This window comes from Xylanibacter rodentium (assembly GCF_013166575.1).
Lineage (GTDB): Bacteria > Bacteroidota > Bacteroidia > Bacteroidales > Bacteroidaceae > Prevotella > Prevotella rodentium.
The window spans coordinates 22,270-36,053 of record NZ_JABKKE010000009.1; the positions used below are offsets into that span (position 1 = coordinate 22,270).

Below are 13,784 nucleotides of genomic sequence, written 5' to 3' on the forward strand. Positions count from 1 at the left end.
ATTTAACAAGTTATAAACAATGAAAGCAATTACAAAAATTTTCAGCTGTCTGCTTATGATGCTGGTAGGCATCGGAGTAAACAGCGCAATGGGAGCCACAATTTCCTGTGCCGTAGGCGGCACCCCTGTGGTGGGTGCACTTGCAGCCAACGGCGTGGCTTTGCTGGCAGGCGGCTTTATGCCTGCAAACGCCCTCCATGCAGGTGTACTTACTGAAATCTGGACAGGCGAAATGATTAAGGCGTTCCGCACCGCGCCCGAGTCTCTGGGCTGGTACGACCGCATCCGCTCTTATGACCAGTATGTGGAAAATGACGTTATCCACTTTACCGAAATCGGCGGCGACCCTAAAGTGCTGGTAAATAACACCACCTACCCGCTGAACATCACATCGCTGGACGACGCGGACAAGCCTGTGAGCCTGGACAAGTTCGACACCGAGGCCACCCCCGTAACAGACGACGAGCTCCACGCTGTCAGCTATGACAAAATGGCCAGCGTGCAGGAACGCCACCGCGAAGCTCTGAAAGAGAAGAAACGCGAAAAGGCCATACATGCCATCGCTCCAGACAAGGCCGAAGCTGGTAAGACCATAGTCCTGCGCACCACAGGAGAGAAAGACGCTGCCACCCTGCGCAAGCGCATGGTGCCTGCTGACCTCATCGCATTAAAGGCCGCATTTGACAATATGGGCACACCTGCAAAAGACCGTATTTTGGTGCTTTGCAGCGACCACGCAAATGACCTGCTCCTTGTCGATCAGAAATTCCGCGAACAGTACAACATCAACCAGACAGAGGGTAAGATTGCCCGCCTTTACGGTTTTGACATCTACGAGTATAACGGCACACCGTTCTACACCAGCGCAGGCAATAAAAAAGCCTTTGGCACCACGGCAGCCGCTACCGACCGCCAGGCCTCTGTGGCTTTCTATTGCCCTGGTATGATGAAAGCGAACGGCAGTGTGAAAATGTATTACAGCGAAGCAGAGAAAGACCCGCTTTACCACCGCAATTTGGTGAACTTCCGCAACTGGGGTATCTGTCTGCCTCTTAAAGCCGACAAGACCCGCGCGGCAATCGTCAGCACGGTAGAAACTGCCTAAAGATGAAACAGGAACTTAAATATCTGGTACTTCACTGCACTGCCACCCCCGAGGGGCGCGACGTGTCGGCGGCTGAAATACGCCGCTGGCACACGTCGCCCGTCTCTGCGGGCGGCAGAGGCTGGAAACAGGTAGGATATACAGACCTGGTGCACCTCAATGGCAGCGTGGAGCGTCTGGTCGCCAACAACGAGGACGCATGGGTAGACCCCTGGGAAATCACCAACGGCGCAAAAGGCTACAACAGCATAAGCAGGCATATAGTCTATGCTGGCGGTGTGGCAGCAGACGGAAAGACCCCCAAGGACACCCGCACCGCAGCCCAGAAGGCAGCCCTGGAAAAGTATGTTAAAGACTTCCACACCGCGCACCCGAAAGTAAAAATTATCGGCCATAATCAGGTAGCCGCAAAAGCCTGCCCGTCTTTCGACGTGTCAGCCTGGCTGCGTGAAATCGGCATAAATCAGTAATAACCCATTAACCCCCTGAATGAGCAGCATAACGACAATTATACTCGCAATTATCGGCAGCAGCACCATAAGCGCGTCCCTGGGCGCGTGGTTAGGCTCCATATTGACCCGCGACAAGTACAAGGCTGAAATCGACGCACTGCGCGCCGAGGTGGCCGCCAAAATGTCAGCTGTGGAAAATTCGGAGCTGGACAACGTACGCAAAGCCAATCAAATGCTTGTGGAGACTGTCGTTGAGCCGCTCCAAAAGGAAATAACAAGCCTACGCCGCAATGTTGATAAATTCCGCAAAGCTATTGAAAAAATCCCTGGCTGTCCTCATGCTAACGAGTGCCCTGTATCTCGTCAGCTGTGGGACGACGAAGGTAACGACGACAACCGCCAGGGCGCAGTATGACCGCGCCGCTGAAAGCGTCGCCGACAGCATCGGAGCTGAAACAACCGCGACGCAGACACGAATAAAGGCGCAGGTCGATAGTCTGTTGCAGGCTGCCTTACAGCAGACATTTGACCAAGAGAGTGAGGCCAGCGTTGAACAGACCCTGCACCTTTTACTATTCGATACGACACAGCCAGCCGACACGGCCACAGGGCTGCCGCCTGTCAAAGCAGCTTTAACGCAGACCACAGCGACCAAGCGAAAGGACACGACCAGAAGCACGGCGCAGGCCGACATTAAAGCGGAGCTGACCAAGGAACAGACCGACAGCACGCAGACTGTTACCGACCGCACGGCACACGTGCAGACGGAACAGCAGACGACCGAGGCCGCCAGGACCGACACCACGGACAACGTAAAGACCCAGCGCAGCAGCTGGAAAGCCTGGGCGGTCATTATCCTGGCACTACTGCTTGCAGCAGCGGGCTGCGTCTTTTGTCTGCGTAGATATTACAAACATTAAAAACAAAGAAAATGAACTCTTTAGAAATCAAAAGACAGAACGGCAACGTCCCCAAAAGTCTGCCAGGCCAAGACCATGTGTCAGGCATGATTTTCTACGTAAACGAAGCCGACATCCCCGAAGACTTCAAAGCCGAAGCCGTGCAGGCCGTCAGCACCATAGACGCAGCCGAAGCGTTGGGTATCACGTCAGACGCAACGTCCTGGGCTGCCCGTGTCATGCACTACCAGCTGTCCGAGGTGTTCCGCATTAACAACGGCATAACGCTGTATGTGGGTATTTTCACGAAGCCCGCCGCGCACACCTTTGCAGAGCTGGCCACCGTGCAGAACTACGCCGACGGCGCAATCCGTCAGTTCGGCATTTGGGACGGCCTTACAGAGCTGACAAAGGAGAACGTCACCCTGCTGCAATCGCAGGCCGACGCTTTAGACCTCAATAACGCCCCTGTATCGGTGGGCTACGCACCGAGCCTCAAAGGGGGCTACCAGGCACTCCCTACCGACATAGCAGGAGCCGCCCCGCGTGTGTCCGTTATCATCGCCCAGCCAGGCGGTACCAACGACACGGGCGCGCTGCTTTTCGCGGAGGCTACCAACAAGACGACCAAGAACGCCGTCAGCTGCATAGGCGTGTGGCTGGGGCATGTGTCTGCGGCGGCAGTTCACGAAAGCATTTCATGGGTTAAGAAATTCCCGTCTGGCATTTCCCTGCCCGCCTTTAGTGACGGCACCCTGGTGCGTTCAGTGGACAAGGCATGGCTGGAGAAATTGGACACAGCGCGCTATTTGTTCCTGACCCCCATTGTGGGCGTGTCGGGCAGCTATTGGAACGACAGCCATAACATGGACGCGGCCATTAGCGACTACAACGCCATAGAGCTGGTGCGCACCATGGACAAGGCGTGCCGTGGCATACGCACTTACTTGACCCCAGAGCTGGGCGGTAACGTGTATATAGACGCAAACACGGGCAAGCTCCAGAGCTACACCGTGGCTTATCTGGAGACCGTGGCCAACAAAGCCCTCGAGGACATGGAGAAAGCAGGCGAGCTTTCAGGCTATGAGGCTAAAATCGACCCTGAGCAGGACGTTTTGAGCACCAGCACCGTAGAGGTGGTAATCAAGAACGTGCCCGTGGGTGTTATCCGCAAAATGAAAGTAAAAATCGGTTACGTAAAATCACTGTAATATGGTAGGAAACAACGGCGTGCCATTCATCAATGGCAAATTATATGATTGGGCAGACATCGTGCTCGTCATAGCAGGTGTGCCCGTTACAGGCATTACGGGCATCGAATACAAGGACGATCAGGACATCGTAACAAAGTACGGCGCAGGCCGCTACCCTGTCGGCTACGCGAAGGGGCGCATTACTGCGACGGGCAAAATTACACTGTACCAGGAAGAGGTCGAGGCAATCCAGCGGCAGAGCCTTACGGGCAGGCTTCAAGACATCGCGCCTTTTGACATCATCGTCAACTATCTGCCCGACACGGGCATCGTATCAACCGACAAGCTGCGCAATGTCATTTTCAAGAACAACGGGCGCGGCTGGAAAGAGGGCGACACAGGCCAGGAGGTGGAAATCGACCTCGTAATGTCGCATATCGAGTGGAACAAATAAGCGCGGGTGGTGGGCGGCCATAGTGCCGACCCACCGCCAACGTAAAGCAGTTTTAAGACACATTAAAAACCCATTAAAGACCCATTAAAATGAATACAGACACCAAGGCTGCACAGGCAGAAAAGCACACCTACGACGGAGGTGTAACACAGGAAACCATTAACAAGTGGAAAGCCCAGCACAGAAAGGTTACGCGCATCGACGTAGAGGACGACGGCGACCTGCATGTGGGCTATTTCAAACGTCCGAGCATGGAGACCATGGCGGCGGTCAATAAGCTGGCAAAATCAGACGAAATGCGAAGCGCGCAGACGCTCTTCGACGGTTGCTGGTTGGGCGGCAGTGAAGACCTGCGCCATGACGCTGTGCTCTTTACTGCATGTATGGGGCAGCTCAATGTGGCGTTTGCCTCTGTATCTGCAAGCCTAAAAAACTTGTAGAGGCGCACCAGCTCAACGCACAGGACGACGTGGAGGACAAACCCGAGGACGGCTTTCTGAAAGCCTGCGCCCTCATCAGGTCAAACCTGCACATCGACCCGACCGCTGGGAGTGCCGAGGACTTCGCAGCATATTATGCGCAGGCCGTATGGCTGGAAAATTGGAGGCTGAAACGGCAGGCCGAAATGATAGCCGCACTTTTTACACCAAAAGACAAATAAACAAGTAACACAGCAACCATGCAGGCGTTTAATTATCAGTTTAACGTAAACGGCGACTTTACTTCCAAAATGTCGCAAATGAACGAGGCGGTCGGCGAGTTTTCCGCAAAGGTGGAGAACGCGCAGGGCTGGGTCGTGAGCATGGCGCAGAAAATGGCGGCCTTTGAGCTGGCCAGCGGCTACGTGGAACGCCTGGCGAGCACCTTTGAGGGGCTGGCAAGCAGCGGCGTAAAGCTGGACAGCCAAATGCACGACCTTTCAGCTGTGGCAGGTGTTACAGGCGACTCGCTCAAAGAAATAGAGGGCTACGCCCGCCAGAGTGCAAAAGCCTTTGGCACGGACGCGTCCGTGGCCGTGGAGGGCTACAAACTGCTGCTGTCGCAGCTGACCCCAGAGCTGGGCAAATGCCCCGAAGCTCTGCAAGCCATGGGCAACAGCATACAGATAACAAGCAAACTTATGGGCGGCGACGGCGTGGCCGCCGCGCAGGTGCTGACCACCGCCATGAACCAATACGGCGTAAGCCTGGACGACCCCATAGCAGCCAGCAAGACCATGGCCGACATGATGAACACCATGGCCGCCGCTGGTCAGGCTGGTAGTGCTGAGCTGCCCGCAATCAAGGCCGCCCTGGAGCAGTGCGGTATGGCCGCCAAGGCTGCCAACGTCAGCTTTGAAGAAACGAACGCGGCCATCCAGGTGCTGGACAAAGCGGGCAAAAAAGGCAGTGAGGGCGGTGTGGCTCTGCGCAACACCATGGCTATACTGTCGCAAGGCAGATTTTTGCCGAAAGACACCCGCGAGGAGCTGGAGGCTGCGGGCATCGACGTGCTGGCTTTAGGCGACAAGAACAAGACCCTGAAGGAACGCCTGGAAATGCTCAAGCCCGTGCTTAATGACAGCGCGCTATTTAGCAAGCTGTTCGGCATGGAGAACGCCAACGCCGCCCGCGCCCTGGTGCAGGGCACCGACCAGCTGGCAGCCTTTACCGAGCAGGTAACGGGCACCAGCAGCGCGGAGGAACAGGCGGCCATTATCATGGACAGCTACGCCGAAAAGCAGGCGCGCATAAACCAGCAAATCGAGGACGTGAAAATTAGCCTTTTCCAGGCTACGGGCGGCGCGACCATGTGGGCGGGTGCCCTGTCTTCCGTTCTGGTGCCTGTGGCGCAGCTCATGCCCCTGTTTTCAGGTCTGGGCAGTCTTATGACCTGGATAAAGGGCATACAGTGGGCGAACATGTGGGGCAACATTCGCGGCTACATGTACGCCGCCCGCATACAGGCTGCCTTAATGAACAGGGAGCTTGTGACGGGTCAGTTTGTCAGCAACGGGTTTATGATAAACATCACCCGCGCCACGCTGGCAGTGCTGCGCTTTGCCACGGTGGGCATCTTTGAGGGGCTTAAAGCCCTGGGCGCGTTCCTGCTGTCATTGGTTACGACGGGCACCGCATCGACCACTTTTGCGGGCATAGCCTCTACGGCTTTCGGCGCGTTCAAAATGGCGGCAGTTACTGCCTGCCGTGCCGTAAGCGTGGCCATTATGAACATACCCATCATCGGCTGGATAGCTGCGGCCATAGCCGCGCTGGTGGCTGTGGGTGTGTACTTCTGGAACACGTCGGCCAAGTTCCGCGCTGTCCTGAAGGGAACGTGGGCATCATTTAAGGCCATGTTTACAGGCATCGCAGAGCTGGCCAAACAGGTGTTTGGAGCCATAGGCGACCTGCTGAAAGCGTGCTTTCATCTGGACGGGGCGGGCATCAGTGCAGCCCTGAACAAGTTAAAGGCGGGCTTTTCGGACTACGGCAAGCAGATAGGCTCCGCCTTTAAGACGGCCTACGACGAGGAAATGGCCGCCAGCGCAAAGGAGCAGGAGGTCAAAAAGAAAAAGGAGCAGAAGCCGACACAGGCGGCCATACCAGGCATCCCAGAAACGCCGCAGGTGCCGACCATACAAAGCCCGACAGCTGGAGCCACCGACGTAACGGGCGGCAAGACCAGCACCAAGAGCGCGGGCAGCACAGGTGCCGACAAGATAAGAAACATAACTGTGAATATCGAGCGGCTGGTGGATAAGTTCGAGGTGCACACGGCCACTTTAACCGAAAGCGCGGAAAGGGTTAAAGAGACTGTAACCGAGGTTTTGCTTTCCGCGCTTAACGACACGCAATTAGCATAATATGTTACCGCTTAATTTCAACTTTGTAAGCGTCGCAGCCATAGGCGCAGCGCATCAGCTCAAGGGCGCGCTGTACCGCTTTAAGCCTGCCCGTACCGCCGCCCCACCAAATTGGGACAACAACGGCGCGACCATGCAGGCCAAGGAGATAGCGGCACCCATGACCGACCCGTCTTTCTGGGCTGACCGTTACGCGCTCTGTACGCTCTATTTCCGCAAGGAGAACGGCGAACAGCTGGAGATGAACGACGCGGTCGTGTCAGTAAGCCGAAAAAAGAACATAGTAACCACCCAGCTGGTGGGCATGGACGGCACGGTAAAAGAGTATGTGAACGCAGACGACTACACCGTTAAAATTGCCGTGGGCGTGCAGGCCGTAAAGGACGGCGTATTTGTGGACGAGTACCCCACCGAGGGCATCAAGGAGCTGCGGGCGTTCTTTGACCTGAACGAGCCCATCCTGGTAAATTCTGCCTTTCTGGAGATTTTCGACATAGACAGGCTGGTAATAACCGACTTTGCAGTGGCGCAGGCCACGGAAAGCAACTACCAGCCCATTACGCTGTCGGCTCTGTCAGATACGGAATATAATGTTTACAGCACCGAGTATTAACACCTATTAAATGCCTGTTAAATGTACGTATTAAGCGCAAAAATAGAGATACAGGGCGACAAGTCGTGGCAGGTGCCTTTCGTGTCTTCGGTGGAAATCACCAGGGACACCGAGAAGCTCACGGACGAGTGCAAAGTAACCTTACCGAAACGCATAAAGTGGGACGGTGAGGCGCAAATCCCTGTGAAGCGCGGCGACAGCATCAAGGTGTGGACGGGCTACGGCGAGGACATGGAGCTGGCCTTTGCTGGGTATGTGCGCAGCGTGGGCATTAAAACGCCCATAGTGCTGACCTGCGAGGACGAAATGTTTAAGCTCAAACAAATGGCCTGCACCAAAAAGGCATATAAAAACGTGAACCTGGGAACGCTGCTGAAAGACCAGGGGCTCGAAAATGTTAAGGTGTTCGGTGAGCAGAACCTGGGGCAGTTCCGCGTTACGGACGACACGGTGGCCGCCCTGTTGGGCAGGCTCCAAGACAGTGGCATCCGCAGCTTTTACCGCTATGAGGACGGCACGCCCGTACTTTACTGCGGGGTGCTTTTCGAGCGCGACACACAGCCCAGCCAGGTGTTTGCCACGGGGGTGAACATCATAAGCGACAGCAGCCTCGAGCAGCAGCTGGCTGCAAACATACGCCTGTGCATTAAAGCCGTCAGCATCATGCCCGACAACAAAAAAATAAAAGTGGAGGTGGGCGACAAGGACGGCGAGAAGCGGACGATCCATACGTACAACAAGACGGAAAGCGAGCTAAAGGCATGGGCAGAGCAGGAAATAAAACGCCTAAAGGTGGACGGCCTTACAGGCAGCTTTACCACATTCGGCTACCGTCTGGTCGATAAGCTGGACGCTATCGGCATAAAGATAGACGGCAACAAAATGGGCGTATATCAAGTAAAGAAAAACGTAATAAAGTACGGCACGGGCGGCTATCGTCAGGAAATAACGCTCGGCCTAAGAGTAGCGAAATAATGAGCGGACTAAAACACATAATACGGCAGCTTGCCACCGAGGGAGAAAGTGCCAGCATCATGGTGGGCACTGTGTCCGCTGTGGACACGGAAGCCCGCACGGTGGACGTGGAGCCTATCAACGAGGACGCGCCTGTGCTGGGCGTGAACCTGCAAGCCAACCAGGCGGCGAAGCTGGGCGTGGTGCTTTTCCCCCGCGTCGGCAGCTATGTGGCTGTGGCCATGCTGTCGGGCTATTCCGCTGGCGTGGTGGTGCTGACCGAGGACGTGGAAAGCATCGAGGTGAACATCAACGACGGCACAAAGCTGACCATAACAGAGGGCGGCATCAGCCTGAACGTGAAAGACAGCATAACGCTGGACATCGACGACAGCTCGGCAGCTTTCAACGGCGGCAAGCTGGGCGGCCTTATCAACGTGGCCGACCTGACCAGCCACCTGAACACAATAGAAAAGGACATTAACAACCTTAAAACGGTCTTTTCCTCATGGGTGCCAGCACCGCAGGACGGTGGCGCAGCCCTCAAGGGTGCCGTATCATCGTGGGCGGGTCAGCAGCTGGCCTTATCCCAGCGCAGCGACTATGAGGACGACAAAGTAAAGCATTAAGGCAATGAACGGACTAATAACAGACACCAACACGGGCGACCTGCTTATCGGCAGGGGCAAACAGGCCGAAATTACAGGCTGCGAGGCGCAGGTCTGTGAAAGCGTGCTGCTGGCCATGCGCGGCGAGTTCAAAGAATTTCCGCTGCTGGGTGCCGAGGTGCGCCAGCAGTTGGGCGGCTGTGTCGACCCGTTCTGGCCGCAGGAAACAAAAAAAATGCTCCGAGCCTGTAAGGTGGCCGCCGAAACGGTCAGACTGAACGAGGACGGAACCTTAACAATAGAGTAAATGAAAGTAACGGTAAAAGACAGGCAGAGCCTTTTTGACGTGGCCATCCAGGTGCTGGGCAGTGCCGAGGGCGTGTTCGCCCTGTCAGAGCGCAACGGGTTGAGCATTACCGACCGCCTGACGGACGGCCAGGAGCTTGAGTATGACCTGGGCGACATCGTGGACAGCCGCACGGCGGAGCTGGTGGCGGCGCGTGGCATCTGTCCTGCTACCGAGATACCGAGCACAGACGAGCGGGCACTGCTGCTGCGTGTGCGCTCTATCCACGCGCCGAACATCTTACCACCGCCGCCGCTTGTGCGCCCTGGCATCATTACGACCATAGGCACCATGTACGACAGCGGCGTAACGACACAGCAGCCTAAAGCCATGGGAGTGGCGGCAGAACCCGAGGAGAACGTATTAAACGACGTACTGAACGAGGCCAAGAAAGCCGCCGCAAGCAATGAGCCGCCACCGAACAAGAGCGGCCAGGCTGTAACAAGCATATTTAGTAATGAATTTAACGACAGTTTCGCATAATGGAAATTACAAACATCACGCTCAAAGACTTTGACAGGCTGACGCTCCAGGAACGGGCGGCAGCTATCCGCGACGCAGTGGCAAACAAGGCCGTAACGCCCCACATGGTGGGCGCGCTCTTTGCCGACCTAATAGACACCTGCGGCGACATTCGCACGGCTTTGCAGCTCTTTCTCAACACCAACGTGCCCGAAATTACGCAGGACATCGACAAACGTCTGGCAGGTGCTGACGAAGCGGCCACAGCTGCAACAGTGGCAGCCCAGCGTGCTGAAGCTACCCGTCTGCTGGTGGAAGAACTGACGGCCACCCTGCAAGCAGAGGCAAGCACCAAGCCCGCCCCCAAACAGGTGGTAATAGACTACTGCCCGACGGAGGTAACGCTGGCCGAGGGTGTGCACCCGCAAATTAAAGCGCGTGCCGTGCCTGGCTATGGTGAGGGCGGCGTGCTTTTCATCGCAGACAACCGCGCCTTAATGATAACTCCCGACGGCATCATCACGCCGACAGCAGCAGGCACCACCGTGGTGAACGCTGCCTCGGTCTATAAATCGACTGTTTACAAGCAGCTGACCATAGCCGTGGTGCCGCCGCGCATACGCACCACATCATCAGGCACCATGCGCCTGGACGCAAACGGAAATATAAGACTGACATAATGGCTACACAATACCAGAACTATAAAAGCGACTTTGTGCTGCGTGAGTCCTTTGTGGACATCACAGGCAAAGCGGTGCCACTGCCTACCGACATAGACTTCACGCTCCGCTATTGGACACAGCACGGGCGTGAGTACGTCGCCAGCAGGCAGGGCGGCGTTTACACCAACTGCACGCCAGAGGGCGGCGACCTGCTGGTCTTTTTCAAGGCGCACAACCTCTGCGAGGGTGAGCTGCACCATGAACTGCATTTGCAGCTGGATAACCCAGCCTTTGAGGGCGGCGTGCAAAACGTCTTTTACCCTGCTGACCTGCACATCCTCTTATGGGATAAGCCGAGCAGCACCGACAAGCAGGGCAGTGCGCTGGTAGCTGACTACACCCGTGGCAACGCCTTTACTTACGACGACTTCACGCCCGAACAAATCGAGCAGCTGCAACGGCCAGCCCAGGAAGCTGCCGACCGCTACGACAAGGCCATGGCCGAGTATGACACGAAAGCCAGCGAGCAGGTGGCGCGCATCGAAAAGTCGGCCACCGAGCTGGAGGGGCTTGTGGGAAAATTCGGGAGTGAAAGCGCGGAGCTGGTCGCCACCATGAACAGCACCACCGACGAGGCGCGCAAGGCCGTAGAGGCGGCAGAACAGCGCACGGCGGCAGCTGTCAAGGCAGCCACCGACGCGGCAGCAGAAGCCCAGGCAGCCAAACAGCGGGCAGACGAAGCGGCACAACGTGCGGCCACCGCACAGAACGCCGCAGCAACAGCAGCGCAGGAGGCGGCCACAGCCACACGGCAGGCACAGACGGCCACCGACGCAGCCAGCACGGCCAAGCGGGAGGCAGACGCGGCAGCACAGGCCGCACGGTCAGCTGCTGGGGACGCGACATCAAACGCCCAGGAGGCGAGGACGGCAGCACATGAAGCCCGCACCGCCATAAGCACCCTCGAACAGGTAACAAACGACGGGCGCAGCATTGCGGAACGTGCAGAGGCAGCAGCAACGGCAGCCACCGAGGCAAAGAAAGCCGCCGACACAGCCACGGCAGCGGCCAACAAGGCAAAGGCCGACGCGGACACAGCAGCCGCAGCAGCCAGGAAAGCAAAGCAGGACGCAGACACGGCCACAGCGGCAGCCATAGCGGCGGCGCAGCGTGCAGAGGCCGCCACGCAGGCAACAGAGCAGCAGCGCGCCATACTTGAGGCACTCATAGAACGGGCGCAGCATGTAACCGCTGGCGTGCCTACGGGCATGGAGGTGGAAAGCCCCGCCACTGTTACCATGGGCAACCCCGTGAAGCAGTATGTGCGCGGCAGAGTTCTGCCGACATCTGCCCTGCAAAATGTCCTTTACCTGTCAGACGGCAGAGCGGTGGACGTGCTGCCAGACGGTGAAATCGTGCCGAAAGCGGCAGGCACCAGCAGGGTGCATGTCATACCGACAGACGGCACACGCTTTTATAAGACTATCCAGGTGGAAACGGTAGCCCCACGCATCAGAACTGCGGGCAGCACCATGCGCCTGGACGCACAAGGAAACATACGTTTAACATAAATAAAACATCAGTAAAATGGCTTTTACATCAGAACAGGAGCAGGGCATCAAAGACATGCTGACTGCATTTCAGAACGGTAAGCGCATTAACGACCTGCCCGAAGCGACAGGCGCGCTTAAAGACATGAGCGTCGAGGTAATGGACGAGACGGGCGAAACGCGCCGCATGGAGCTGGCCAAGGCCATAGAACAGGCAGGAAACCCCATAGCTGGCCGCTACTGGAACGAGGCTAACAACACCAGCACGGCAGCAGGCTACTACGGCAGCCTGGACGCTTTGCGCCAGCTGCCCGAAAAATTGGGGCTGGGGCGTTATCTGGTAACAGACGACCGCAAGAGACGCAAGCTCGACCCATTCGATAGCACCCGTTATGCTGACGGCACACCTGCCGCCCTGGACGGCACGCAGGGGCAGTGCATGTGGTACTGGAACGGTTTTTACGCCAACATCTGGAAAGAGGGCAACAACCTTATCAAGGCCGTAACATTCGACAAACCCGTGGGCAACGGCGTGAGCATCTGGGTACCCGCTGGCGGTATTTCGTGGCTGGGTGCTGGTGTCATGGACAGAACAAACCAGAAGCTGTGCAGCCTCATTTCAGACGCAGAGCAGTACCGTGGCGGCGGTGGCGCAGCTCTTAACCCTGCCAGCTACGCAAAGGCACCAGCCGCAGACAGCCCGCAAATTACCATGCTGGGCATGGCGGCCACCAACATAAGCACGACCAACTTTGGCAACTTTGCCCGCAAGCGTGGGCAGGGCTGGGAGGCTAATTGGTTTGTAGCCCGTTTCGTCGTTGAGTTCCTCTTTGAGGTCATCATGGGAACCGAGAACAGCCAAGCAGCATTTAACGCCGACAAGGACGAGAACGGCCTGTATCAGGGCGGCTTTGGCACGGGCGTAACCGACATGCAAGACTGGGGCGGCTATAATGGCTATTACCCGCTCATCCCTACCAGCGTCGGCCTGGAGGCAGGCGACGGCGTTTGCCTGGTACCTTTCAGCCTGCCGCAGACAGAGGGAACAGAGGGCGAAGCATACAAGACATTTAACGTGCCTGTATTCTTTGGCCTGGTACATGCTGGCTTTGGCCACCTCTGGAGGTGGACACGCGGCCTTATCATGGACGCAGGCGAGGAGAAGTCGCTGGTCTATGTAACCCCAAGCATGTACGCGGACTATGACCCCGCCACGGTAGAGGATAAAATCCTTGTGGCCGAGTGCCCGCAGGTAGAGGGGTACATCAAGCGCAAGAGTTATCAGGGTTTGTGCTGTATGCCCACAGAGGTAGGAGGCAGTGCGACCATTCGTTTTGCCGACTATTTATACACGAATGCCAAGACCTCTAAGGGTCTCCGTGTCCGTGCTGCTGGCGGTCACGCGAGCAATGGTGCGGCTGCGGGCGCGTCGTACTCGGATACGGCTTGCACGGCTGCGAGTGCGTATGCGCGCTACTCCGCGCCGCTCTGCTATTTTGAGGAAGACCCTGTCATCCCCGAAAGTCAGAAAATAGGATAAAGCGAACTTTGAAAGCATGGAAAAAGCCAAACGGCGGGGCGAGGGCGAAAGCGACCAACCCCGCCGTCAGGCGGGTGAAAAATTTTAGTTCTGCAACATAA

At 56.8% G+C, this 13,784-nt stretch carries 17 protein-coding genes; all 17 read left to right on the forward strand.

Annotation, left to right across the window (positions count from 1 at the left end):
- The first annotated feature begins 19 nt into the window (after window positions 1-19).
- The 17 genes from HPS55_RS06615 (at window position 20) to HPS55_RS06695 (ending at window position 13,683) form a co-directional block, all read left to right on the forward strand.
- A complete protein-coding gene (locus HPS55_RS06615) occupies window positions 20-1,105 on the forward strand; it encodes a major capsid protein (RefSeq protein ID WP_172324811.1) in 1,086 nt (361 codons plus the stop codon).
- Between the two features lie 2 nt (window positions 1,106-1,107).
- Window positions 1,108-1,575: an N-acetylmuramoyl-L-alanine amidase gene (locus HPS55_RS06620; protein ID WP_172324813.1), complete on the forward strand. Its 468-nt coding sequence runs from the start codon at window positions 1,108-1,110 to the stop codon at window positions 1,573-1,575.
- 19 nt (window positions 1,576-1,594) lie between these two features.
- Window positions 1,595-1,972, forward strand: coding sequence for a hypothetical protein (locus HPS55_RS06625; protein ID WP_172324815.1), 378 nt, complete (start codon window positions 1,595-1,597; stop codon window positions 1,970-1,972).
- Window positions 1,896-2,477 carry a hypothetical protein gene (locus HPS55_RS06630; RefSeq protein WP_172324817.1) on the forward strand — a complete coding sequence of 194 codons (582 nt, stop codon included), beginning with the start codon at window positions 1,896-1,898 and terminating at the stop codon, window positions 2,475-2,477. Before HPS55_RS06625 ends, HPS55_RS06630 begins: the two co-directional genes overlap by 77 nt.
- An 11-nt stretch (window positions 2,478-2,488) precedes the next feature.
- Complete coding sequence (locus HPS55_RS06635; protein WP_172324819.1) at window positions 2,489-3,667, forward strand: DUF2586 family protein; 1,179 nt, start codon at window positions 2,489-2,491, stop codon at window positions 3,665-3,667.
- Between the two features lies 1 nt (window position 3,668).
- The gene (locus HPS55_RS06640) at window positions 3,669-4,103 is read left to right on the forward strand and encodes a hypothetical protein (protein WP_172324821.1); all 435 of its coding nucleotides are present in this window, start codon (window positions 3,669-3,671) and stop codon (window positions 4,101-4,103) included.
- An 89-nt stretch (window positions 4,104-4,192) separates the two neighbouring features.
- Window positions 4,193-4,543: a hypothetical protein gene (locus HPS55_RS06645; protein WP_172324823.1), complete on the forward strand. Its 351-nt coding sequence runs from the start codon at window positions 4,193-4,195 to the stop codon at window positions 4,541-4,543.
- A 29-nt stretch (window positions 4,544-4,572) separates the two neighbouring features.
- On the forward strand, window positions 4,573-4,764 hold the full coding sequence (locus HPS55_RS06650; protein WP_172324825.1) for a hypothetical protein: 192 nt from the start codon (window positions 4,573-4,575) through the stop codon (window positions 4,762-4,764).
- A gap of 18 nt (window positions 4,765-4,782) precedes the next feature.
- Window positions 4,783-6,948, forward strand: coding sequence for a phage tail tape measure protein (locus tag HPS55_RS06655; RefSeq protein WP_172324827.1), 2,166 nt, complete (start codon window positions 4,783-4,785; stop codon window positions 6,946-6,948).
- A 1-nt stretch (window position 6,949) separates the two neighbouring features.
- Window positions 6,950-7,561 carry a DUF6046 domain-containing protein gene (locus tag HPS55_RS06660; protein WP_172324829.1) on the forward strand — a complete coding sequence of 204 codons (612 nt, stop codon included), beginning with the start codon at window positions 6,950-6,952 and terminating at the stop codon, window positions 7,559-7,561.
- Window positions 7,562-7,582: 21 nt separating this feature from the next.
- The gene (locus tag HPS55_RS06665; protein WP_172324831.1) at window positions 7,583-8,536 is read left to right on the forward strand and encodes a hypothetical protein; all 954 of its coding nucleotides are present in this window, start codon (window positions 7,583-7,585) and stop codon (window positions 8,534-8,536) included.
- Complete coding sequence (locus HPS55_RS06670) at window positions 8,536-9,144, forward strand: hypothetical protein (protein ID WP_253947653.1); 609 nt, start codon at window positions 8,536-8,538, stop codon at window positions 9,142-9,144. The genes HPS55_RS06665 and HPS55_RS06670 overlap by 1 nt, the downstream gene beginning before the upstream one ends.
- Window positions 9,145-9,148: 4 nt before the next feature.
- Window positions 9,149-9,430 carry a hypothetical protein gene (locus HPS55_RS06675; RefSeq protein ID WP_172324833.1) on the forward strand — a complete coding sequence of 94 codons (282 nt, stop codon included), beginning with the start codon at window positions 9,149-9,151 and terminating at the stop codon, window positions 9,428-9,430.
- The gene (locus tag HPS55_RS06680) at window positions 9,431-9,952 is read left to right on the forward strand and encodes a hypothetical protein (protein WP_172324835.1); all 522 of its coding nucleotides are present in this window, start codon (window positions 9,431-9,433) and stop codon (window positions 9,950-9,952) included.
- Window positions 9,952-10,611 carry a hypothetical protein gene (locus HPS55_RS06685; protein ID WP_172324837.1) on the forward strand — a complete coding sequence of 220 codons (660 nt, stop codon included), beginning with the start codon at window positions 9,952-9,954 and terminating at the stop codon, window positions 10,609-10,611. Before HPS55_RS06680 ends, HPS55_RS06685 begins: the two co-directional genes overlap by 1 nt.
- Window positions 10,611-12,164 carry a hypothetical protein gene (locus HPS55_RS06690; protein ID WP_172324839.1) on the forward strand — a complete coding sequence of 518 codons (1,554 nt, stop codon included), beginning with the start codon at window positions 10,611-10,613 and terminating at the stop codon, window positions 12,162-12,164. Before HPS55_RS06685 ends, HPS55_RS06690 begins: the two co-directional genes overlap by 1 nt.
- A 16-nt stretch (window positions 12,165-12,180) precedes the next feature.
- On the forward strand, window positions 12,181-13,683 hold the full coding sequence (locus HPS55_RS06695) for a hypothetical protein (protein WP_253947654.1): 1,503 nt from the start codon (window positions 12,181-12,183) through the stop codon (window positions 13,681-13,683).
- Window positions 13,684-13,784: the final 101 nt, after the last annotated feature.